Origin of the sequence: Priestia sp. YIM B13551, assembly GCF_042787905.1 — a bacterium.
Classification (GTDB): Bacteria; Bacillota; Bacilli; order Bacillales; family Bacillaceae_H; genus Priestia.
The window spans coordinates 1-23,228 of record NZ_JBHZOX010000012.1 but is presented as its reverse complement, the minus strand read 5'-3'; the positions used below and the strand labels follow the sequence as shown (position 1 = coordinate 23,228).

The 23,228-nt window shown below is 34.1% G+C and carries 18 protein-coding genes, 1 tRNA gene and 1 riboswitch; of the genes, 3 read left to right on the top strand and 16 right to left on the bottom strand.

Features of this window, described 5'->3' with window-relative positions; all coding sequences use genetic code 11:
• Positions 1-98: 98 nt before the first annotated feature.
• Complete coding sequence (locus ACFX4N_RS27915; protein WP_335441420.1) at positions 99-881, bottom strand: hypothetical protein; 783 nt, start codon at positions 879-881, stop codon at positions 99-101.
• A 333-nt stretch (positions 882-1,214) separates the two neighbouring features.
• On the opposite strand from ACFX4N_RS27915, the gene ACFX4N_RS27910 reads away from it, so the two are divergent.
• Both ACFX4N_RS27910 and ACFX4N_RS27905 read left to right on the top strand, forming a co-directional pair.
• A complete protein-coding gene (locus tag ACFX4N_RS27910) occupies positions 1,215-1,589 on the top strand; it encodes a DUF4430 domain-containing protein (RefSeq protein ID WP_271997941.1) in 375 nt (124 codons plus the stop codon).
• A gap of 363 nt (positions 1,590-1,952) precedes the next feature.
• Positions 1,953-2,097, top strand: a riboswitch (cyclic di-AMP (ydaO/yuaA leader).
• Positions 2,098-2,228: 131 nt separating this feature from the next.
• Positions 2,229-4,058, top strand: a complete 1,830-nt coding sequence (locus tag ACFX4N_RS27905) for an APC family permease (RefSeq protein ID WP_192101362.1) — start codon at positions 2,229-2,231, stop codon at positions 4,056-4,058.
• 108 nt (positions 4,059-4,166) lie between these two features.
• On the opposite strand, the gene ACFX4N_RS27900 is transcribed toward ACFX4N_RS27905, so the two are convergent.
• The 10 genes from ACFX4N_RS27900 to fsa all read right to left on the bottom strand — a co-directional run bounded on the left by ACFX4N_RS27900 (position 4,167) and on the right by fsa (position 17,857).
• Positions 4,167-5,396, bottom strand: a complete 1,230-nt coding sequence (locus tag ACFX4N_RS27900) for a Ger(x)C family spore germination protein (protein WP_192101363.1) — start codon at positions 5,394-5,396, stop codon at positions 4,167-4,169.
• A gap of 923 nt (positions 5,397-6,319) precedes the next feature.
• On the bottom strand, positions 6,320-7,021 hold the full coding sequence (locus ACFX4N_RS27895; protein ID WP_053488532.1) for a Type 1 glutamine amidotransferase-like domain-containing protein: 702 nt from the start codon (positions 7,019-7,021) through the stop codon (positions 6,320-6,322).
• Between the two features lie 185 nt (positions 7,022-7,206).
• Positions 7,207-7,956, bottom strand: a complete 750-nt coding sequence (locus ACFX4N_RS27890) for a formylglycine-generating enzyme family protein (RefSeq protein ID WP_335441124.1) — start codon at positions 7,954-7,956, stop codon at positions 7,207-7,209.
• Positions 7,957-8,354: 398 nt separating this feature from the next.
• Positions 8,355-9,821 carry a serine hydrolase gene (locus ACFX4N_RS27885; protein WP_055991434.1) on the bottom strand — a complete coding sequence of 489 codons (1,467 nt, stop codon included), beginning with the start codon at positions 9,819-9,821 and terminating at the stop codon, positions 8,355-8,357.
• 626 nt (positions 9,822-10,447) lie between these two features.
• The gene (locus tag ACFX4N_RS27880) at positions 10,448-11,872 is read right to left on the bottom strand and encodes a sugar porter family MFS transporter (protein WP_098239587.1); all 1,425 of its coding nucleotides are present in this window, start codon (positions 11,870-11,872) and stop codon (positions 10,448-10,450) included.
• Positions 11,873-12,295: 423 nt separating this feature from the next.
• Positions 12,296-12,472, bottom strand: coding sequence for a hypothetical protein (locus ACFX4N_RS27875; protein WP_176520316.1), 177 nt, complete (start codon positions 12,470-12,472; stop codon positions 12,296-12,298).
• Positions 12,473-12,705: 233 nt separating this feature from the next.
• Positions 12,706-13,920, bottom strand: coding sequence for a Gfo/Idh/MocA family protein (locus ACFX4N_RS27870; RefSeq protein WP_053488536.1), 1,215 nt, complete (start codon positions 13,918-13,920; stop codon positions 12,706-12,708).
• 81 nt (positions 13,921-14,001) lie between these two features.
• Complete coding sequence (locus tag ACFX4N_RS27865) at positions 14,002-14,943, bottom strand: sugar phosphate isomerase/epimerase family protein (protein WP_053488537.1); 942 nt, start codon at positions 14,941-14,943, stop codon at positions 14,002-14,004.
• 393 nt (positions 14,944-15,336) lie between these two features.
• A complete protein-coding gene (locus ACFX4N_RS27860) occupies positions 15,337-16,278 on the bottom strand; it encodes an AraC family transcriptional regulator (protein ID WP_371399844.1) in 942 nt (313 codons plus the stop codon).
• Positions 16,279-17,188: 910 nt separating this feature from the next.
• Positions 17,189-17,857: a fructose-6-phosphate aldolase gene (gene fsa / locus ACFX4N_RS27855; protein ID WP_057274208.1), complete on the bottom strand. Its 669-nt coding sequence runs from the start codon at positions 17,855-17,857 to the stop codon at positions 17,189-17,191.
• Positions 17,858-18,243: 386 nt separating this feature from the next.
• Between fsa and ACFX4N_RS27850 the strand changes: the two genes are divergently transcribed.
• Positions 18,244-19,071 carry an HAD family hydrolase gene (locus ACFX4N_RS27850; RefSeq protein WP_377263479.1) on the top strand — a complete coding sequence of 276 codons (828 nt, stop codon included), beginning with the start codon at positions 18,244-18,246 and terminating at the stop codon, positions 19,069-19,071.
• Between the two features lie 807 nt (positions 19,072-19,878).
• On the opposite strand, the gene ACFX4N_RS27845 is transcribed toward ACFX4N_RS27850, so the two are convergent.
• The 5 genes from ACFX4N_RS27845 to ACFX4N_RS27825 all read right to left on the bottom strand — a co-directional run bounded on the left by ACFX4N_RS27845 (position 19,879) and on the right by ACFX4N_RS27825 (position 23,228).
• Complete coding sequence (locus ACFX4N_RS27845; RefSeq protein WP_301264807.1) at positions 19,879-20,256, bottom strand: hypothetical protein; 378 nt, start codon at positions 20,254-20,256, stop codon at positions 19,879-19,881.
• Between the two features lie 17 nt (positions 20,257-20,273).
• Positions 20,274-21,458 (bottom strand): ParM/StbA family protein, encoded by a 1,185-nt coding sequence (locus ACFX4N_RS27840; protein ID WP_055992256.1) that lies wholly within the window; start codon positions 21,456-21,458, stop codon positions 20,274-20,276.
• Positions 21,459-22,341: 883 nt separating this feature from the next.
• Positions 22,342-22,548: a hypothetical protein gene (locus ACFX4N_RS27835; protein ID WP_049817094.1), complete on the bottom strand. Its 207-nt coding sequence runs from the start codon at positions 22,546-22,548 to the stop codon at positions 22,342-22,344.
• Between the two features lie 46 nt (positions 22,549-22,594).
• Positions 22,595-22,945: a hypothetical protein gene (locus tag ACFX4N_RS27830; RefSeq protein ID WP_141524710.1), complete on the bottom strand. Its 351-nt coding sequence runs from the start codon at positions 22,943-22,945 to the stop codon at positions 22,595-22,597.
• Between the two features lie 212 nt (positions 22,946-23,157).
• Positions 23,158-23,228, bottom strand: a tRNA-Glu gene (locus ACFX4N_RS27825).

The following is a 23,228-nucleotide window of genomic DNA, read 5'->3' as shown; positions in this document are numbered from 1 at the left end:
AATGTCCTTTTGATGCCATTGCTTGCATCTTGGGTAGTTTGCTCTGGTTACGATGTTTTAATTCATATAAATGTAGCAAAAATCTGCATGTCACCTTGTCACTTTTTTCCCTTTTCGATATAAAATTCTGGGTTTTGATAGGTTTTCTCTAGAAAGTTCTTTTGTTCTTTTTCAGCAAGCTTATTATTTTCAACTGTATTGATATGAGCATCATAAGTGGCGAACCCATAAAGAGAAGGGAAAAACAGTAACCATTCTGGATTTAATATGTTGGTAGCTTTCTGGATTTCGCCTAAAAAGAGAAGAGAAATAGCTTCAAGAAGATGAGAATAGTAAAAGAAAACGACGGTCCAAGTAACAATAAAAAAAGCAACGATTATTCGATGAATATAAAGCTGACCTAAACCTGGCATAAATAAGGACCATAGGATAGACATAATAGGGTTTCTTTTATCCAAGTAGTTAATCTCCATAGCTCCCATACTAAAGGAATTAAAGGTGTGATTTTCTCTTTCAGCTAAGAGATATATTTTATTTAAATCAACCGTCGTTCGATAACTATCCCATATGGCAAAGATATAAACAGGAATATAAATGAGAAGCCACCTAGTGTTTAGTGACTCTTTCGCCATGTCTATGTCCCCTTGAAAGGAATGAATCATAGCCACGTTTATATTTGACTGGAGATTAATAACAACTTCCCAAATAAATAAAACAAATCCTCGAAGATATTTAGATAAAAGTAAATGTCCGAAGCCAGGAAAGGCTGCTGACCACCAGGCTATAATGTAGGGATTTCTTAAGTGAATCTGAGTGGTTCCAAATATACTAACGTGAGCTATATAGCGTCTTGCTGTGTTATCGTTTGTATAGTTTTTCATGTATGTTCTCCTATGGAATTATTAGGGGAGTGAAAAAAACGTTTTTTACATCTTTAATCCATAATTAACATACTTTGATATATTTATTCTGTTTTACACGTTTAAAATACCTAAAAATCCTTCATGAGATAAAAAGTGTTTTTAGATATTAGGTTCCTAGAAAATCCATTATGGTAACTAAGTTCATATATGATATTTATTAAAAAAGCAGAAAAAACTCCCTAACACCAGGAAATTTTTCTGTTGCGTATTAAACACTGAACTATATTTAAAAATTATAATTTTCACTAAAGTGCTCATAATATGGTAAATACGTCAAAAGGAGATACAAAAATGCTTATTAAAAAGATACTGATATTTTTACCAATATTCCTTTTTGTTATTTATTCCCCTACGCACGCATTAGAGATGACGAGTACTTTCAGAATTGTAAATGATAAAAACGAGACGATTGCTTCAAAAGAAGTTTCATTTCAAGAAGGTGAGACATTATACGAAGTAACAAAAAGGGCCTTTAACATAGAAGAATCCCAAGGGAATATTATATCTATAAATGGTATCCATTCAATTCCAAAGAAAAATATACATTGGGCTGTTTTTGTAAACAGGAATTTTATAGAGTTAGGTTTAGATGAAGTCACGCTCAATGAAAATGATGAGGTAGTATGGGCTTTGAAAAATTGGGATAATCAAGAAATTTTAAAGTAAATAACATAGAAAATTAAAACATCCTACAAAAAGTAGTTGGTTATTATTCTAACTACTTTTTTGTAAGTTATAATTTCCGATAATGCTGATTATATAAACTAGAGGTGTATATGATATGCAGCTGAAAAACAGAAAAACCTACCCTGGTGTGTGATAGGGTAGGTTTTTCTGCTACATTATTTAACCAAAGGACTGAAGCCTCACGGCGTCTTGAGTAGTTTGCTCAAGATATCAAAATTTATTTATCTACATAAAAGAGAAAAACAAATTATATGAAAATTAGTTTTAATTGAAACGGCTCTTTACAAATGTAAAATTCAGGCGTATAGTACCTACCATACATATATGATCTTGCTATTTTCATACCTTTTATCGCTTAATCCACTAAGGAATGGGGGACCCATTTTTGTGTGCACTTGCACTTGGGGTGAATCCTTCGAAAAGAAGGTAGGACTACTCTAAAGGCCCGAACCCGACAGCTAACCTCATCAGCGTTTGGAGAGAAGGTTTGCTTTTATTTGTCCTGGAAAGAACACTAAGCAGAACCTTAGTGTTCTTTTTTGTGTTTTTTTTCTGAGATAGGGAATGATGAGAGTAAACTAATATAGGTAAATGGCAAAGGTTTCAGGAGGAGTTTAGATGAGTTATTCATCCCTAAAACGTTTATTAATTGGGAGGCCACTTAAATCAAAAGAGTTAGGTGAACAAAAGCTAAATAAGGTCAAGGCATTAGCTATTCTTTCATCTGATGCACTTTCATCCGTGGCGTACGGCCCAGAACAAGTCTTAATTGTGCTTGCTACCATTGGAATGATCGCATTTTGGTACTCCATCCCAATTGGTATTGGGGTACTTATTCTTTTAACGGCACTTATTCTTTCGTATCGCCAAATTATTTATGCGTACCCAGAAGGGGGAGGGGCGTATGTTGTATCGAAATATAATCTCGGAGAAAATGCAGGTCTTATTGCCGGAGGATCTTTATTAGTAGACTATATTTTAACGGTGTCTGTAAGTATTTCATCTGGAACTGATGCATTAACGTCTGCTTTTCCTGTTCTTCATGACTATAGAGTCATCATCGCTTGCTTATTGGTTATTTTTATTATGGTTTTGAACCTAAGAGGGGTAACAGAATCTGCGTCAGCCTTAGCCTATCCTGTTTATTTGTTTGTTCTTGCACTACTTCTATTAATAGGTGTAGGCATATGGAAAGTAGCGACTGGTCAGGTTTCTCCTGACGTTCATCCAGCCTTGGGAACTGTAGTTCCAGGGATTAGCTTATTCTTACTACTACGAGCTTTCTCATCGGGGTGTTCAGCCCTTACAGGTGTTGAAGCTATTTCTAATGCTGTAACGAACTTCAAAGAACCAGCTGCACGAAATGCAGTTCGTACACTTGTTGCGATGGGTATTATTTTAGCTATTCTGTTTTCAGGTGTCATGTTCTTGGCTTATTGGTTTGGAATTGTACCTAAAGCTGAGGAGACGGTTGTTTCCCAGCTTGCTTCCCAAGTATTTGGACGAAATGGTTTCTATTATTTTGTTCAAGGTACGACGGCTTTAATTTTAGTGTTAGCTGCCAATACAGGCTTTTCAGCCTTTCCTTTACTGGCTGTTAATTTAGCTGTAGATAAGTATATTCCGCGTATGTTTACGATACGTGGTGATCGTTTGGGCTATTCAAATGGAATTGTCACACTTGGAATTGCCTCTATTGCGCTCATTATAGCGTTTCAAGGTAATACAGAACGGTTAATCCCTTTATATGCGGTTGGAGTATTTATTCCATTTACGCTATCTCAAACGGGCATGATTGTAAAATGGCTAAGAGAAAAGCCAGCTGGCTGGCAAGGGAAATTAGTGACCAATTTTATAGGAGCTTTTATTAGCTTCACGGTACTGATTATTTTCTTTACAACAAAATTTTCACAAGTATGGGCTGTTTTAATCTTCTTACCTCTTATTGTCTATCTGTTTCACCGTATTAAGAACCATTACGTAGAGGTAGGAAAGCAACTTCGCATGAAGCCAGGAGACAAAGAAGCATTAGCACTAGAAGGAAATGTAGTCATTATACCGGTTGCAGGCTTAACAAGGGCTGTCGAGAATTCCATTAACTATGCAAAAATTATTGGAGACACAGTGATTGCGGTCCATGTGGCATTTGACCGTGAAAGTGAAAAGAGAATGGAAGAGATATGGAACGAACGATATCCTGATATACGCTTAGTTACCTTCTACTCACAATATCGAAGTCTAGTTGGGCCTCTTTTACGCTTTATTGATCGTGTAGAAGAGCGAGCTGATGATAGTCATATGGCTGTCACCGTTTTAATTCCGCAATTTATCACAAGAAAAAGCTGGCATAACGCATTGCATAACCAATCAAGCTTATTACTAAGAGCACACCTTCTTTATCGGAAAAATGTCATTGTAACTACATTGCCTTATAAATTTAAAAAATAAAAAAGCAAACCCCTTTTCACATGTATGAAAAGGGGTTTAATTCGATCATTCATCTTGTGTTGAGAAAAACAGATGACATTTAGAATAACCCACATTACATCATCTTTATCACTTTTGATTCTCTTTTATCCCTGAAAGATACGATTTATTTCGTAAGCCAGCTCGACGCACATAGGCTTCCACTTTTATATCTACATTTAACTTCGGAAAGTACACATCATTCCATTCCGTCTTTAATTTTTTAAATTGATTCGGTCTAGTACGGTGAACCACTTCGCCAAATCCTAAGATATCCGTTTTATTTTTTTGCGCACGTTCAATAGCTGCCTTTAGCTCTTTTTTAATTTCTTTCCTAAGGGATTGTTCGATTTTTGTAATGACCTTTGGATTCGTGATATCAACAGGTACCTCCATGTCACCGATATCTCCTTCAACACGTGTATGAACAGAAATATGAGGTTGACCATTCTTCACTTGAGCAGACACACTTGTTTTTTGTCGTACAGTTTGATAAGCAATTGCTTCTTTCCTTCCTTTCCAATCAATATTAATATCCGTTCCTTGGATTTTATCGAGAATCCATACCGTTCCTCTTGCTGGTTTTCCATACAGCCAATCCACTAACTTTCCTTGTTTTAAAACAGCAATTCCAGAAGCTTGAAGCGTTGCTCCAGGTGCACTCTCTTGAAGGTTATCCAGCTTTTGTGCTTGCTGGGGACTCCCAACTAGGCGAAATCCTGATACGACGGTTCCTCTACCAGGTGATTCAAGACTTTTCATCACCTCTTGGAGCGATGTTTTTACATTCTCTCCCCATTTTCTTTCCGTAAACTCTAAGGTTTTTAGTACCTTATTCGCTGGAATCTTATCAACTGGAGTTAACGTTTTAACAAGATCGGCTGCGGTCGAATGGTTTGCAATCACAATGGTTGAAGTATTTCGAAATTCTGGATCACGATCTAAAGCATCAATTAATGTATCAAGCCCTTCTTCTTTAGCCAACTTTTCTCCAACTACAATCAAGTTTGCATGAGCATAATACAATCGTCGAGAAATTCTCCCCGAAGCCCGTCTACTTGCTTCGACTAGATTATCTCCTGAAGCCGAATAGATGGTAATAGGAGGGCTCTGGGTACCTCCTCCTCCTCCTTGCATACCTCCTGCCACGTTCCCTGGATTTATAATTTGGAGTGTTAAGTGATACCCTCCATCTTTTGTTTTATCGACGCCCATAGCTGCCACGATGGCAAGGTCAGTTAACTCTTTTTTACTCCAACAACTGGTGAGCAAGATGGTTATCGTCATCATCAACAAAAGAAAAAATCCTTTACGCTTCATTATTGTCACCTTCTTCACGATCTTTGTTTGAACGCATAATGAATCCTTTAACACTGGAACTTCTCCGCACTTTCACTTGACGAACGGCGAAGTCTGAACTGTTTAATGATATGTAGATTCGTTCATGATGAATCCTGTATACGTTCTAATGTATAATCCGTACATTGATTTGTAGTATCATGGTGACAGTTCTTTATTATTGTTTGATTTTCAAAGGATAAAGACATAGTTTCAGCACTTTCTCATTTTTGGATATTTTAACCACTAATCGAATTTTTATGTAAAAGTAAACAAAAGCGTTTCTATGCCATACTAGAAGAAAGAGAAGAAGAGGATGATGGAGATAACATAGTATGAAATAGATAAAAAAGCCCATCGACCTAAGTGGATGGGCTTTATCTTTCCTATATAAATTGTGAACCTAACTAACGTGTTTTTTAATTTTTGGTTCAGGCTTTATTAGTAATGAGGATAAAAATTCATAAATAATTGCGAATACCAAGGGTTGTTTACGCTCCTTCAGTCTATATTTAATTTGACTTAGATATAGTCATAAAAATAAAAAGTAAAAACTGATTTGTATTACATGGATCAAGTGTGAAATTTGCATCGTAAGATCATACAGATAGATTATAGTAAAAAAAGATGATTTCTCATAGTCCTATTTTTTAAAAATTATTAAATGATTTTTCCTTTTTTTCTCTGCTTGAAATGCCTTTGAACTTAAATGTAATTAGTTATAGATTAGAAATGTACCGTTCAAAATTACGTATACTTTTCCCTATTTGTAAAAGTATAGATTCACAAATAAAAAGCTCCTTATCATAGAAGAAATAAAGCCTTTCACCATGTTGTTTCCGATAATCGTGATTATGTTAACTAAGGTTGTATGTGGTATACATATTGATTTTTGAGAAAACATTCTATAAATCGCCTAAGTAAATTGTTTTTATATCAGTTTCGATAATTTCACTCTCTTTATTATTAACAAAGTAGGCCTTTGCTTTAGGTCTAGAACTAACTGTTTTAAATAAAGAATCATTTATAAAATGTAGAGCAACCCCATCATCTACTGCATAACCTTCTAGCATTTCTCCAGTAGAGATTAAGTTATGATATGAGGGTCTTCTTTTATTCTCACCATCATAATGAGGGCAATTACTTCCCTTTAAAAAGCCCAAACAATCTAATTTTAGTAGTGGTGCATTTAAGGGATCAGTTAGACCTTGTTCAAACCAGCAAATTGAACCAGCACTTAGTCCAGACAGAATTATCCCACTTTCATATGCTCTTCTTAAAACTTTATCTAAGCCCCATTCTTTCCATAAAAGAAGCATATTTCTTGTATTACCACCACCAATGTATATTATATCTTGTTCAAGTATATATTCCTCTAAATCTATAAAGTTTGGCTCAAATAATGATAAATGAGATGGTTTACATTTCACTGTATTAAATGCTTTATAAAACCTCTCAACATAATTATCTTGGTCTCCACTTGCAGTAGGAACAAAACATACTTTTGGATATTCTTTCTTAGCCTGAGATAATATATATTGGTCCAGTAGAAAGTTTTCTGGTTCCATTGAGAAACCTCCACCACCCATTGCTATAATCTGTCTCATTTTTTCAACCCTTTCGACGTATATAACATTCTATATACTACAAAATGTGTTAATTACCTTTTAAGCAAGTATCAACAGAATCTATAAAAATCAAAAGGTGCCGATAAGCCGTTTTATGTTAACTAATGAACCATGAAAATGGATTCCTTAATGCGAATAATGGATACCAATTCAAATTTTATGATTTATTGAACGATTGATCTGGCAATTCTAAATCCGATATCATCTATATAAAAATCCGGCATACTTTTGCGACGACAAGTGGCTCCACATCCACGTTCTTCTTCCGCCCAACTTCCTCCCTGAATTATTCTATAATTACTAAATACCTCTTCATCGTATAAGTCCCAACACCACTCCCAAGTATTCCCGATCATATCATACAATCCCCATTCATTAGGCTTTTTCTCACCAACCTCATGCAATCGTTCGTTAGAGTTACCTTTATACCAAGCAATTTCATCTATTCCACCATACCGATACCCTTTTGAGTTTGCTTTACATGCATATTGCCATTCAGCATCTGTCGGTAAACGAAAACCATTCGTATTATAATTGCATATAACTGATTTACTTCCGTTATCAAAATCATAAAATTGGTCATAACCCAGCGCAACAGACAGTAAATTGCAAAAATTCACTGCATCTAGCCACGAAACATTAATAATCGGTTTTCTAGCCTCAGTCGTTGTTGAAAATTTTTTCCCTGTAATAGTTGTATAAAGTTCTTCTGTTACGGTATATTTTGCAAGGTAAAACGGCTTGATCTCAACGTTCCAAATAACTTCTTTTAGATTTTTTCTAACACCTGGCATTCCAAATTTATAGTTTGAACTAATCCATTTTTGCTCGTCACGAAAATCTCGTAGACAAACTTCTCCTTCAGGTATATACACCATTAAATCTTTTAAGTAGTCGTTTAATTTAACTAACATTGTTCTCTCCTAGATTTGAATTAATTAATGTTTCTAAATACTACTCTCAAAGTTAGATCTCATTTAAGGGCTATTATAAGCTATATCTAAATAAGCTGACATTAGATTCTAGCTTCAGCTGCATTATCGAAGTTATCCTATAAGATTGCGGGGATTACTCTTTGGAATATGAATCAGCTTCTTGAAAAAAAATATAATCATAACCCATTTTATGTAAATTAAACACAAATAGTTCACCTTTATTTCAAGAAAAAATGGTTAAGGGTTATGTTGGACACCGTCACCTATCACTATATTCATATGAAAAAGTAAAAAGAAAGTATTAAACGAGAAGATGCTTTTCGGCTAATACTTTCTTTATTATTAAAACTTTTAAATCATGAGCTTTATATTTAATTTTATGAAATCCTATCTGTGATTTTACTAAATACAATTGGTTTTGTACTCAACATGGGTGGTAAATTTAATTTTAACTGAGATAATTTTCCTTCTACGTCCATCTCATAGGCAATTAATATATTCATTTCTGTGTGGGAAAGATTCCACTTTGTTGTGTATATGTCGTAATGATGGTGTTTCATCTCTATATCAACTGATTCCCACTTTAAATATAACGTATCATTTTGTTTATACACTTCGATTTTTCCATATGCAGGATGCTCAAATATTCCTGTATATTCTTCTAATTCATGTGTAAGAGTTGTGTCTTTTACTTTTGGAAGAGGTTTATCTAATTCTTTCATCATTTCTTTAAATTTAGCTGTATCTTCGACAGCTCTTTTATGCCAATCAATTGCATCTAATCCTAGAAGTTCATCATAAATTTGATTCGCAAGGTAAGATGGTAATAACGTTGTTCCAGTGTTTGTTAATATAACAAGTCCGATATTTTCTTCTGGTATAAAGGATACGAGCGCTGAAAATCCATCAATATTCCCACCGTGATGGATTACTTTATAACCGCGATATGCACTAATAAACCAGCCAAGTCCATAGCAATTTAGTGTTGTTTCTGATGTGGATAAAAGTGGTTCATCTGGAATTGGGATATGCGGTTGATACATCTGTTGTAACATATCCGGTGTAATAAGTTCATGTTCTCCCACTTTTCCTTGATTTAAATGGAATAGGATCCATTTAGACATATCTTCTATATTTGAGTTTATGCATCCTGCAGCGCCAACTGTATCGATGTTACGAAATGGGACTTTGACTATATCTTCGTTTTTTTCAATGTATGGAAGTGCGTGATCATCTTTTTCTTGTGAAGTAGTAACCGAGAAATTTGTATCTTCCATATGAAGAGGTTGCAGAATATGTTCGGCTACATACTGTTCCCATGTCTGATTTGTAATTTCTTCTACCATATAGCTAATGGTTGCATACATTAAATTATTATATAAAAAACTTGTACGAAATGGTGCATCTAGCTCCAAATATTGAATTTTTTCCGCAATGTCTTTTCGTGTTAATGAAGATCCATACCATAGCAGTTCATGACGACTAACACCAGAACGATGAGAGGCTAAATCACGAGCTGTAGTTTGTGAGCTTACTAGAGGATCATGGAGTGAAAAAGCAGGAATATAAGTCTGAATAGATTTATCCCAATTAAACTTTTGTTGCTGGGCAAGTAAACTTAGAGAAAGTGTACCAAATGCTTTTGTAGATGAACCAATTGCAAACAGTGTATTTGGTGTAACAGGTTTTTTATTTTCAATGTCGCGATACCCAAATCCTTCAGAAAGAATAATTTCTCCATCTTTTATGATTGCCACTGCTGCCCCTGGCACATTTAGATCTTTCATCATTTCCTTCGTATAACCATGTAGGCGACCTGTAAGAGATGATTTTATTTTTTGCATAAGACTTTGTCTCCTTTACCATTTTTTTCTACAATTAGGTTATTTCGAGATAAAGAAGAGAAAGACCTTGTTGTTAACAAAGATGTCATAATTTTTTTAGGCTCTCACTAGAAGTTGTAGTTGACGCACACATATATATTTTTTATGAATAATACACCAGGCATATAAAGTATAGAGGCTTACAGATACCTTAACTACCGAGAAGAGCTGTTATGTTAACTTGAAATTAATGATATAATTACCTTTAAATGTATAATCACTGTGTTTATTTGTTAAATACATTTCTTATATAAGAAAACATGGTAGGGAAAGGGTTAAGTAATTATGAAAGAAGAGAAAAAAGAGCATAAATTTGAATTTTTATTTTATGTCGTACCAGGTGCAATTTTATTTTTCCTAGATAAATATTATTTCCACTTCTTTGATTAATTCAAGAAATCTATACTACATATTTATATTCAGACAAAAGAAGCCTAGATAAAAGGCTTCTTTTATTTCTACCCAGAAAGCACATTATGTTAACTAACTTTGTATATTCTATACAGTCTAAAAAGCAAAACTCCACGGCAAGGTGAAGTTTTCTCAAAATGAATTGGTATATATGTAACGTTATTTGATCTCTTTCATCAGCTTTTTCTCTTAAAGTTAGCCTCTATTTGTTCTAATGAAAGCCCTCTCGTCTCTGGTAAGAATTTCGCCACATATATTATTCCCACAATACCAAATAAAGCGAATAGAAAAAATGTTCCTGAAAGTCCAACTGTATCCATAAGGATAGGGAAGAATAAGCCTACTAAGAAGTTACAAAGCCATAAACATAATACAGCCAATCCCATACCAATACCACGTAAACGAACAGGGAAGATTTCAGCGAGTATGAGCCATGACATCGGGCCAATAGCTCCTTGGAAAAAAGCTAAGTATACGACTGTCATTGATAATACTACATATGGCAACATTGGAGACCCCGTAAGCATGAAAGCAGAAATACCAATCGTAATAAGTGCAATAGTTACCCCTGTTAAACCCGTAAGCAACATGGGCCTTCTGTTCACTTTATTGAGTAGCGACATGCCAACAATAACCGCAACAACAGCAATTAATCCGTTTGCTACGTTTGCAATTAATGCTGTTTTTGTACCAAATCCAGAATTTTCAAGAATTTGTGTTCCATAGTACATAATAGAATTGATACCTACTAATTGGGATATAGAGCCAATAGAAATACCAAGAACCACAATACGGCGAATCCACGGTTTCCTTAAATCTTTAAAACTTATTTTTTCTATTTTTTGCTTTTCTGAAATATGTGCTTTTATATCCTTCAATTCTTGTTGGGCAATACTTTCACTACGAATCTTTTGAAGTATTTTTAATGCGTCAGCCATTTTTCCTTTTGAAGCTAACCATCGAGGACTTTCAGGTAAAATAAGTACTCCAATCCAAAGCGCCAGGGCCGGCAATGTCGCAATCACCAACATATAACGCCAAGCGTGTCCTGCATCTCCAAAGACATTCCCAATAACTGCATTAAATATATAGGCAAGAAACTGACCCGTAACGATCATCAATTCATTTTGCGTAACCAACATACCACGCCTGTCTGCAGGTGCTATTTCAGCAAGATATGATGGAATGACTACAGAAGATCCACCCACAGCAAGTCCCAATAGAAAACGAAAAGCAACCATTATAGTTGTATTTGGTGCTATAACACAACCAGCTGCAGAAAAGAAAAATAATATCGCAAGATATAAGATAACCTTCCTTCGTCCTTTGTTATCAGATAAGCGTCCTCCAAATATAGAACCAAACGCAGCACCTAATACTAAAGAACTTGCTACTAAACCTTCCGTAAAAGGATTTAAGTTTAATTGATCAGGACGGGCCATAAATGGAAGCGCGCCATTAATAACCCCTGTATCATATCCAAATAATAGTCCTCCAAACGTTGATACAACGGTGACCAATTTTAAAAACTTTTTTGAGTCCTTTTCCTTGGCCTGTTCCGTTTGAGCTGAGTAATCATTAGGTAACTTGAGATTTTCCACGTTAAATTCCCCTTTTATTGATCGTATTTGTTTTAACGTAATACTTATCCATCAAGCTTTTTGCTAAGTATGATTGCAGAGGAAACTCCCCCCTTTTAATGAAGATAGGTAACCTAAGTCCTCACATCTGCATAAAGGTTATCAATTGAGGCTTATTGTAAATAAAAATTTATGCGTCGAGTTACCAATTTAAAAGCGCTTTCATTTATCCCCTTTTGACTATGCCTTCCACTATCCCTTTAAAGATAGTGAAATTCTGGATAAAAGATCGGAACAACATAGTTTTGGATTAAATTTCAATATAGAAGATAGTATATAATTTTATTTCTGTTTATCCTTATTAAAGATATTTGGTTAAGTTACCTTAATTAACGCCTGCAAAGTTAAATCATGTTTTTTATTCTCATAATTGAGTAGGCATATTTAGAAGGAACGGATATCTTTTGCTATATTTTTAATATTCTGAATTTTAAAATCCAACTGTTGGTTGATTTTTAGCACATCTGGATCTGAGAAACCTTTATTCTTTGCTAATTCATGCTTATCTAAACGGTAGTTTGCTATACTTTTACTTAAATCTAGTACCTCCCTCAAAATCATCAGGACTCTTTCCTTTCTACTATTTTAAATTTTTTAATTCACTATTTCCTTTAAAACACTAAACAATTAATGAAAGTGGTGACCTTTATTTTTCAATAATTTAATAATCAAAATCTACATGATTCATTAATATATTCTTTTATTTAAAAGCCGTGACATTAGCTTTCACAACCAACCCCACGGCTTTTGCTCAATATTTCGGTACTTTTAATCGTTATCGATCCTACCTAGATTTAAAGAGTTTCTCCTACCAATGCAGCTTCTTTGTTACTTTCAAAATCCACCCATACGGATCCTTGATCTGCTGAACGTACACAATTTTCGATCCAGCGAACGCCTTCCAGTCCTGCATTAATGTCTGGGTAAACAAGTGTATCTAACGTTTCTTGATCACCGCGCATTTTTGCATCAATTGCAATCGCAAACTTCAGGTAAATATTTGACCATGACTCTGAAAGTCCTTCCTGGTGTAAAGCGCCTAAACGCTCATCCGCATTACAGCTTTCATCTAAGTAAGGCATTGATCGAATTAACGTTTGGATTGGCTGTCCCTGCACTTCATATCGTAGTTCATTTGGCTTACTGTCCCACCATTCCAAGCTTGCCTTAGAACCAACAATGCGAATTCGATGACCGTCCATACAACCCGCGTCAATAGAGGATGTCCATAGTCTGCCTACAGCTCCATTTTCATAGTGCATTAAAACGTAAGCATTGTCTTCTAGGGGAGCACGACTGCCGATAAAGCTCTGGCGATCACATAATAACTTTTTAATTTTCATTTTTGGCATGATTAGCTGTGACATATAGTAAGTGTGTGTAGAAAGATCGCCCAACACATAGCTTGGTCCTGCAATCTTAGGATCCACGCGCCACTTTTGCGCAGCATTCACTTTGTCTCCATCATCAGTGGCATTAAACCCATGCGTGTACTGTAATTCGACTACTCGTACATCACCGATTTCTCCCTTTTCAACCATTGCTCTCATATGAAGCAGCAACTGGTTACCAGAGAATCCATACGTTACCCCAACGATTTTCCCTTTTTCTTCAGCTAGTGCTTTGATCTCTAGTACCTCATCACTCGTAAAAAACAAAGGCTTTTCGCAAATTACATGCAGACCTGCATGTAACGCCGCCTTACAAATTTCATAATGAGTACCATTAGGCGTAGCAATTGATACAACTTCAAGTCCATCTTTTCGTTTTGCTTCCTCTGCAAACATCGTTTCATAATTTGGATAACAACGATCTTCAGAAACCCCAATGTTGACACCAAAATCTTTTCCTCTAGCAGGATCAATATCGAATGCTCCAGCTACCAGTTGAAAAGCTGTGTTATCTCTAAGTGCCCCAATTCGATGCTTATAACCAACTTGCCCTAGTCTTCCTCCACCAACCATACCCCATCGTAACGGTCTTGCAATTTTTTTCTCTCCATTTAACATAGTAGACTTCCTCTCTTTTATGTTTTTTGAATATTCAGTAATATTAAATTCTAAGATATCTGAAGTAATTCAGTATTTAAATTAAAAGCTAAGCGTTTGTTTTAATGCATCAATGGAAGTTCGAACTCCTGCTTCTACTGACATTGTTAAATCTTCCATTTCTAAAGAAACTTCTTCATCATAGCCCATCATCTTAACAACGGAGAAAAATTCTTTCCACCACTGTAAATCTTGGCCACAGCCTACTGCTACGTAATTCCAAGCTCTATTTGCTACATCCGTCACTTCTTTTGTTTCCATTACGCCGTTAACTCCTGATAGATGTCGCTCAAGGCGGACGTCTTTCCCATGAACATGGTGAATGGCTGCTCCTAATTCCCTAGCTGACAAAATCGGATCTGCTCCCATCCAGATTAAGTGGCTTGGATCTAAATTTAATCCTACGATAGGTCCGACGGCGTTACGTAATTTAAATAATGTTTCAGGATTATAAACTAATTGAGAACTGAAATTTTCAAGGGCGATTTTTTCAATACCGCAGGATTCAGCTTTCTTAACCAGTTCTTTCCAGTAAGGTATCGCTACTTCATTCCATTGATAATCTAAAATATCTTTTAACACTGGAGGCCAGCTTACCGTATAGGTGATCCAGTTTGGAATTTTATCTTCAGGACTTCCAGCTGGTAATCCACTCATCATGACTACTTTCTTTACACCTAACAATTTGGCTAATTCAAACGTTTTATTTGTCACTTCTCGATGCTCTTTGCCCAACTCCCCAGGGTCTAATGGATTCCCAGAACAATTTAATGCACAAAGTTTAATATTACGTTTTTCCAATTCATTTAAGAATTCAGTTCTTTTGTAATCGCTTTCTAAGAGTTCATCTAGTTTCAAGTGAGGTGCTGGTGACCACCCTCCTGTGGTCATTTCGATCGTATCGATTCCCATCTCTGTTATTACGTCTAACATTTCTTTAAAAGGTAAATGTCCTAAACTGTCCGTCACGTAAGATAATTTCATGGTTGTTCCCCCTAAAATCTGTTTACAATCACTCATCAAGATTATATTTATAGGACAAATATATCCAACAGCTTTCATTACTTTAAAGCCTTTGTTTATAACTTAGCAATATCTCTGTTGGTAAATATTTTGCTTTTAAACCTATACATTTTTATAAGATAATCTTAATATGTTGAAAAATAAGTAATTGGAAACGCTTTTATTTAATTGATTATTCAATAAGCTTTATTTGCTATAGTGATTAGTATAAGATATAAAATCTTAAACGTCTTTGTTTTAAGAGGACTACTTTTTATCTTTTAAGGACAATTTTATCGAAACATTACTAATTTTATTTAATAAAATAACCCTCCTCTACTTTTTCATAAATGAAATTAAGTAGAGAAGAGTTGACTAATCTTTATATATAACTGTTTTTAACTTTGTATATAGAGCGCGAAAACGTCCTGGTGAGCTACGCATCGAAGCAGTAAAAACACGTGTAAAGTAGTGAACGTCTGGAAATCCTGTTTCTTGCGCAATGTCTCTGATAGATAAATCGGTTGTTTTGAGCAATGTAGCAGCTCTCTGAATCCGTACATTTTGTACATATTCTGAGTAGCTGATACCTAATTCTGATTTAAATAGACGAGACAGATGTCGACTAGATAGGTGTAAATGGGTGGCTGTATCCGTAAGTTTAATAGAATTTGATAGATTATCTTTAATATATAATTTCGCAAGGGTCAGAATTAAAGAAGACTTTTTTTGCACAGACTTCTGATTATGGTAATTCGAAGTCACAACAAAGTTTTGTATTAATAAAAGAATAAGGGAATGAGCTAAATTTGATAGTATCTCCTCAAAGAGAGCGCTTTCACTTTTTTCTGCTTGAATCAAAAGAGACTTCCACATTAACGGTGCAGCTTCATCTTCTTTTACATCTATGACTACTTCCGAACATTGTTTCGCCTCTTCAATTATTGTTACCCACTTTTCACTTGATTCTGATTCATCTAGTTCAAATCCGACATATAAGAGAAAAAGTCCGGTGTCGCTTTTTATTTGATGTAAAACTTCAGGTCTTGAAAGAAACATTGTATTTTCTTCTATTTGATATGTACATCCTTGGTCTATATAAGTTCCCCGTCCTTCGAGTACGTAACACACCTCAAAGAATGAATGTTTATGAGGCAAATTATTATAATGCTGTGGCATAACTCCCCAGTAGTGAATATAAAAAGACACTCCATTACTTCTTGTACGTTGAATATATTCATTTAACGCAATCTTTCCTGAGATAAACTTATCCAATAAACCGCCCCTCCTCTTTATGAAATCAGAAAATCTATTCATTAATTATTAATACAAACTATAATTTAAATGAAAAAATTTGTCTATAAAGACTCTAAATGAGGTTAGTTAAAGATATTATGAAAAAATTGGATAATTTTAACTTTTTAAATCTAAGGGAAAGAAAATAAAAGCTTAAAGATATTAAAATAAGACACATTATATATTCTGATTGGATAAAAGGGTTAGGGACTGAATTTGCTTTTAATAAGGTTAATTCACTTAAAAATAAAAGATTAATTTCTTTCATATAAAGAAGTAAATTAAAAAACATATTTATAAAAATTATAGTTTTATTATTTACTCCTACTGACGACAAATAGAGACTTTTACTTCTTATAATATACCAATCTATCTTCCATTTCCCTTTTAAGAAATTGTTATATCCATGGTAACTTAACATGCAATCTATAAATATTTAAATTTAATATATTTTCAATGATATAAGTTCAACCAAAAATACAAAATTAATTTATTTTATATAAAGAAGTAAAAGTTAAAACTACCTTATAAAAATTATAGTTTTAACTTTTACTCTTAATGACGACAAAATAGTTATTTTTCTACAAGTTGAGTAATAGTTAAAAGAATTTTAATAAAAATGATTTATTAAATACTTTAATTCATGATATAAATTTATCTATTATCTATTGAGTTAATGATAATGTTAATTTCATACTTTATAAAAAATATTTATTAATTAATTTATATCAATTATTACTATTTTTACTATAGTTGTTTTAAAGAGATTCCTAATTAGATGTATCGAAAAATTTATATTATTGTTCTACTCTGGGAAAGAAAAGAGAAATAAAAAAGGATGCCCGCAGGCATCCATATGACAAAAAATAAAATATATCTACAACATTAAACTCAATCAGCTTTCACACTTGATGTTAAAATTCAAATTGTTTTAGTTTTTAACAGCTTTTTCCCAATCAGTTGCAAATTTTTCAATTCCTTGTTCTGTTAAAGGATGCTTTACCAATTGCTCGATAACAGAGTATGGAATTGTTGCGATATGAGCGCCTGCCATTGCTACACGAGTTACATGATCTGGATGTCTTACAGATGCAGCAATGATTTGAGAATCGATGTTTTGAACACGGAATAGTTCTGCGATTCTAGATACTAAGTGTACTCCATCCTCTGAAATATCATCTAACCGCCCTAAAAAAGGAGATACGTAGGTTGCACCAGCACGAGCAGCTAAGAGAGCTTGATTCACTGTGAAAATAAGAGTTACATTTGTTTTTACACCTTTTTTAGAAAGATAACGAGTAGCTTCTAATCCAGCTAACGTCATAGGAAGTTTAATCGTAATATTTTTATCGCCATCATTAATTTTAATTAATTCTTCAGCTTGAGCAATCATATCTTCGGCTGTAATTGCATCAGGTGTTACCTCTGCTGAAACAGATTCAACTTCTGGCACCATCTGAAGGATTTCTTCAATACGATCTTCAAATCTTACGCCTTCTTTTGCTACTAGAGATGGATTGGTTGTAACGCCAGATAAAACGCCCACTTTGTATGCTTTCTTAATGTCTTCAAGGTTTGCAGTATCAATAAAAAATTTCATGATTTCTTTCCTCCAATAGTTTGAAAGTCAAAATGTATTTTTTCTTTACAATAGAGTTATATGTATGAAATCTATACTTTCCCAGGCTTCAAGATAGCTGACGAGCCTCTTTTATACTATCTGAAATTACCACGATTATAAAGTAAAACGCTTTCTGCAAATGAATTCTTTTTCTTAATTATAGGTTTTTTTTATGGGATAGATTATAGAAATACTCTTTCTGATTCATTGGTAGCAGATCCCGAAGCAGGGATTAAACGTTTCATACCGAATTTTTATAATTAGAGAAGGTATGATTTAATATAGCTATCCTAGGTAATAACAAAAATAAGGTAACTTTAGTTCGTACAAAAGACTAAAGAGAAGAAAGGAATTAAGATCAAACAATGAAATGTATTTCAATTGATTTAGATGGTACGTTATTAAACTCTCAACATGAAATATCTGAAGAAAATGTGAAAACCTTAAAAGAATTGCACGAACAAGGACATAGCATTATTTTGAATACAGGCCGAGCCTATGCAGACGTAATTAAACTAAAGGCGGTACAAAATATGGAAGTTCCTATTTTTTGTATTAATGGTTCTGTTTTATATTCAAAAACAAGAGAATTGCTGTATGAGGCAACTATATCTGTTTCTACATATAAAAAAATATTTTCAATTCTAAATGAAATTGGTGTAGGGATTCTTGTATACACTAATTATGGTGGCTTTCCTTCAACTTTGCCTCCATTACATAATAAAAGCAAGGAAGAGCTCGCCACTCTTTTTCAAGAATACAATTACGATGAAATTCTAAATAAAGACAACCTTAAAATCTATAAACTAATTGCTTTGGTACAGTACGAGCAATTGGAAAAAGTCGAAGAAGTAAAAAGGGCATTAGCTGATCAATTTGATATTTCGATGGCTTCTTCTTTTCCTAATAACGTAGAAATCACTTCAAACGAAGCTCATAAAGGAAAGGCTATATTGCGTTACCAACAGATGATGAATCTGAATTTTGAAGAAATTTTTGCTTTCGGAGATGGAGGCAACGATCTTGCTCAATTCGAGGTAGCAACTACTTCAGTTGCTATGGGAAATGCTCCTCTAGACATTCAACAAAAAGCTGATTTAATAACTAAAACAAATGATGAAGATGGATTTGCCTATGCAGTACGCCATCTTTTAAAACTAACAAAAATACGAGATGTTATATCCATGACATAACATTAAATTATACCCGTTGCATTGAAGAAACCGTACCTCTGCACATTCTATAAAAATTCAGTTAAGCCACTCTAAAAGAGTGGCTTTTTTAGAAGGCTTTTAACCTTTAATTGATTAACTGTAGTTAATCAATTTCAATCGAAAAATATCACTTATTTTGCTAACATGTTCAACAAAATGAAAAGGAATAAGGGCGTTACTTCCTTGTAATAGCCTTATCATTGTATCTCTATTCTTCGCTTGCCACGTAAAATTTTATTGCCTCCAACCATCTAAATAGATGTACCTTTTCGAACTATCTATATTGAACAACCTCAATCATAAATTAACTATACACAGTTTAGGGGATTCTGGTGCAGAAGTGTTGAAATGTTGTTACTAAAAAGCTACCAGAAAAAATATCCTTTATATCGCGGTTAAATGTCTATTTATTGCAATTCTGAGTGTTTCTCATAATACTGTTTTTAGTGAAGGAGTTGGGGGGATTGAAAAAAATCATATACTGGATTATTTTTATTTTTTTGATTGTAGCTTATGTGACTGACATAGAAAACATTGACTTAAAGAATTTATTCTCTTTATCACACGAAAATACTACATCCTATGATAAATAAAGGAACTCGCCAAAGTAGTAGCAGGTTTAAGCCTGCTTTTGCTATATAAATGTTTCATAGCTAGAGAAATATTTATATAAATGGTTTATATCTTAATTGAGCAACCTACCTAAGATGAATGAATCACCACCTTATAAGTAGTGATATGTAAAACAGAAAAAACCACTAGGATGGATTCTAGTGGTTTTACTGTTTAAAAATCGTTATATTCTTCTAAGTCGTCATCGTCTAATGAGCCAGATATATTTTCTAAATCTGCAACCTTTCCTTCTTTCAGTTGTGGAACCTTCGAAGGCTCTTCTTTTTGGAAGGAATCGTTTCCTACAAAACTTGTCGTTTTTGCTAATGTTTTTAAATCAGCTAACTCATTCTTGATATGTTCAAGCATTTCGTAGGTTTTTTTGTCTTCTATTGCTTTTCTTCCATTAGATGAATCATCTAGATCACGTAGAATTAAAGATGAAATATAGTCCCCTAACTTACGCGATTTAGCATGTTTAGCTAGTTTATTATAAACTTCATCACTCAATCGATTTGTCTTAATCGTAAAGGCGTTTTGACGCTCTGACATCCCTATCACCTACGTTATTAGGATTTAACGGTTTTCTTCTCTGCTGCTTGCTTCTTTTGAACATAACCAATACTACGAATCTCCAAGCCAAATAAATTTAAGTGGCGGCTATCTTGGGGAACCTTATGATACTTCTCCGTACGTTCTTCTCCAATTTTCTCACGCATACTATTCATGATAGCTACTTCTAAAGTGGGAGCTACTCCGCCGCAATATACATACTTACGTAGTTTATTCGCTGGTGGTGGTGCGACGTCATTTAGTTTAGCTAATAAAATCTCCACATATTCTCGTAGTGAAGATTTGATTGTACTTGTTAAATCAATAGATTCACCTGTATTCTCGTTTTTTAATACAAACTTTTGCTTGCTGTAGTTATCGAGAATAAATTGATCAAAGGCACGTAAGTCTGTAAATAATTCTAGAAATTTCTCTTTACGCAATTTATCAATATGAGCTAAATAAGGAATACCTTCAATGCTTTGGAACGATTCACGACTATTGGCAGCTTTCAACCCTTCTGGTAGAATAACCACATCAATGGAACCACCGCCTATGTCCACCATGACTGTTTCACATTCTACATACTCATTCGCATCTTCACGATCTTGAAGCGTTAAGTCTTTTTTTAACGCAAAACGTGCACTTTCTCCCTCTTTTAAGCATGCACTTTCTTCTACTACTACCTTTAAAGTCTTCTCAAAACCAGGCGTATGCACGGTAAACGTATGATCGCCTAAGAAACGATTGGCCATGGCTTTTTGAGCCGCGCCAAATGTGCTTTCTTTCTTAAGGAGCCAGATTGGTAACATGGTAGAAAAATAGTCAATTTCAATTGTATTGTCTTTTTTATCTTTGGCATGTAACGCATGGTAATACGCAATCGCAGCTAAAAAAGTGATGTATGGAATATGACTTGTAATTTTATTATGTAATTTATTAATGTGATTGTTGGCAAGCAATTGACTAGCTGCAATGTCACCTACTAAGAAATAACGCTCTTTCTCTTCTCCCTCAATGGTTGTAGAAAGTAAAATGCGCTTCTTAAATTCTTCTGGAGCTGTCACCGCATCTGTAAAGAACGAATCAGCAGCATCTTTTTGCAGTTCGACTACATTCGTTGGGAAATCAAATAGATATCCATCCATAATGTTCATATCGACAGAGTTACCGCAGTCTTTATTAAAGCGTGAAATTTTCATCTATAAACACCTCATTTTTTAAGTTGAACTTATATTCAACTTATTGTACTTGATATAGGATAAATATTCAAGATGTGGGAGCAACATAATTATCTACAAAACATTACATATATCAACAATTATGCAAATTAAGTGGAACTTGTATTCCCTAAGATATTCAAATCTATTGCCTTATGTACCTTACTTTATATCATGAGTATAAAAAGAGTTTGCACCAAAAAGGATGCAGACTCTTTTCGAAGCATAACTAAAAAATGAGCTTTATCTAAAAGATACGTAATGCATAAAAAACGGTACGTTTGTACATACACACATCCCCCAAAAAATTCATTTATCATTCATATGAATGTGATATACTTGTAGAGGAACTGATTATTTTTTTACAAATTTCATCTAATATTCAAAATAAAAGGCTACATCATTTTAAAATGATGTAGCCTTTTATTTTAAATATTCAGCTTTATCACACTTAAACTATCTACTAAAAGACAATGATATTTTTTAATGTGATGCAATTTTGGGTATTAATGTACCTTTGAAAATCTTATGCAGATAAGTCTGTGTCTTTTATATGCCTTTTTGTATTGTGTATCAGTCTTTGAAATCGCTTTCATTCAGATGAATAATATGGTAAACTAATAGATGCATATTGGTTCTTAAAATCAACTTCCAACGAGTCCGTTACCCTTCGTGGTTACGGATTTTTTTTACGCTCTTTATAAAATGTAAGTGCTTTATTTTCCAATATAGATTATAATAGAAATGCATTTGATGTTAAATAGTTATATACACCTATATCATCTTACTTCATTGAACCTATTCCTTTGTGTGGGAATAGGTTTCTTTCTTTTACTGGTCCACTATATTGGGAACATACCAATGCTCAAAAGTTAGCCTGTAAAGCTTCAATTTTCTTCTTGAGTTTTTGGCTTTCTTCTTCCAATTCGATGATTCTATCTTGGAGTTCTTCGTTACCCAAGCTGTTTTCCAGCTCTTCAGATAGTTGTATTCTCTTTTTATGGATTTCAATTCGTTGTTTAGCCATCTCTTCTACCTCTTTATTTAATTGAAATTGTTCGTATGGGTTCATATGTATTCCTCCTTTATTTTTACTTTCAACATAAACAGTTATCCCTTTAAAATAGAGTCCAGTGAGTATTAACTACGAACATAGTGACTGCCCCAAACGCGCTAGCAATAAAGCTAAAATTCCATACAGTTCGCATCCAAACTACCAAAGATCCATATGTCTTTCTGAAGGCTACCTCACGCATAAAGATAAGATAAAGTACTGTAAGCCCATATACACCAAATGCTACCCATCGAAAAGTTTCTTGAATTTGAGGGGCTACTAAGGCAACTGCTACTAAAGCTACGGTGAAAATGAGGTTCACAACCATAAAAAAGCTTACAAAACGCATCCACTTAAACCCTTTCTCATACAGTTTACCTGCATCTTGGTCTCCTTGTTTTAATTCTTCCATCATTCATTGCCCCTAGTATTTAGTTTTTATCTATTATAGCACGGGATGTTAGTTTCATTTTTAGATTACTAGTGTTAGTAAGTTCAACATTAGAAAAATTATCTGCAATTATTTCAAAGTTTTCCTATTAAAACTCCATACCTTATTCCATTAAAATCAGTTAATTATCTACCATAAATAAAAGAGCAGTTTGCATATGCAAACTGCTCTTTTGATGACCCGTACGGGATTCGAACCCGTGTTACCGCCGTGAAAGGGCGGTGTCTTAACCGCTTGACCAACGGGC

Bases quoted from the DNA above. Each gene is read 5' to 3' on its own strand.
- fsa (WP_057274208.1), bottom strand. From the start codon at position 17,857: ATGAAATTTTTTATTGATACTGCAAACCTTGAAGACATTAAGAAAGCA.
- ACFX4N_RS27830 (WP_141524710.1), bottom strand. From the start codon at position 22,945: ATGATGGAAGAATTAAAACAAGGAGACCAAGATGCAGGTAAACTGTAT.
- ACFX4N_RS27850 (WP_377263479.1), top strand. From the start codon at position 18,244: ATGAAATGTATTTCAATTGATTTAGATGGTACGTTATTAAACTCTCAA.
- ACFX4N_RS27845 (WP_301264807.1), bottom strand. From the start codon at position 20,256: ATGTCAGAGCGTCAAAACGCCTTTACGATTAAGACAAATCGATTGAGT.
- ACFX4N_RS27895 (WP_053488532.1), bottom strand. From the start codon at position 7,021: ATGAGACAGATTATAGCAATGGGTGGTGGAGGTTTCTCAATGGAACCA.
- ACFX4N_RS27870 (WP_053488536.1), bottom strand. From the start codon at position 13,920: ATGTTAAATGGAGAGAAAAAAATTGCAAGACCGTTACGATGGGGTATG.
- ACFX4N_RS27835 (WP_049817094.1), bottom strand. From the start codon at position 22,548: ATGAACCCATACGAACAATTTCAATTAAATAAAGAGGTAGAAGAGATG.
- ACFX4N_RS27875 (WP_176520316.1), bottom strand. From the start codon at position 12,472: ATGATTTTGAGGGAGGTACTAGATTTAAGTAAAAGTATAGCAAACTAC.
- ACFX4N_RS27910 (WP_271997941.1), top strand. From the start codon at position 1,215: ATGCTTATTAAAAAGATACTGATATTTTTACCAATATTCCTTTTTGTT.
- ACFX4N_RS27890 (WP_335441124.1), bottom strand. From the start codon at position 7,956: ATGTTAGTTAAATTAAACGACTACTTAAAAGATTTAATGGTGTATATA.
- ACFX4N_RS27915 (WP_335441420.1), bottom strand. From the start codon at position 881: ATGAAAAACTATACAAACGATAACACAGCAAGACGCTATATAGCTCAC.
- ACFX4N_RS27840 (WP_055992256.1), bottom strand. From the start codon at position 21,458: ATGAAAATTTCACGCTTTAATAAAGACTGCGGTAACTCTGTCGATATG.
- ACFX4N_RS27860 (WP_371399844.1), bottom strand. From the start codon at position 16,278: ATGAATAGATTTTCTGATTTCATAAAGAGGAGGGGCGGTTTATTGGAT.
- ACFX4N_RS27905 (WP_192101362.1), top strand. From the start codon at position 2,229: ATGAGTTATTCATCCCTAAAACGTTTATTAATTGGGAGGCCACTTAAA.
- ACFX4N_RS27865 (WP_053488537.1), bottom strand. From the start codon at position 14,943: ATGAAATTATCTTACGTGACGGACAGTTTAGGACATTTACCTTTTAAA.
- ACFX4N_RS27885 (WP_055991434.1), bottom strand. From the start codon at position 9,821: ATGCAAAAAATAAAATCATCTCTTACAGGTCGCCTACATGGTTATACG.
- ACFX4N_RS27900 (WP_192101363.1), bottom strand. From the start codon at position 5,396: ATGAAGCGTAAAGGATTTTTTCTTTTGTTGATGATGACGATAACCATC.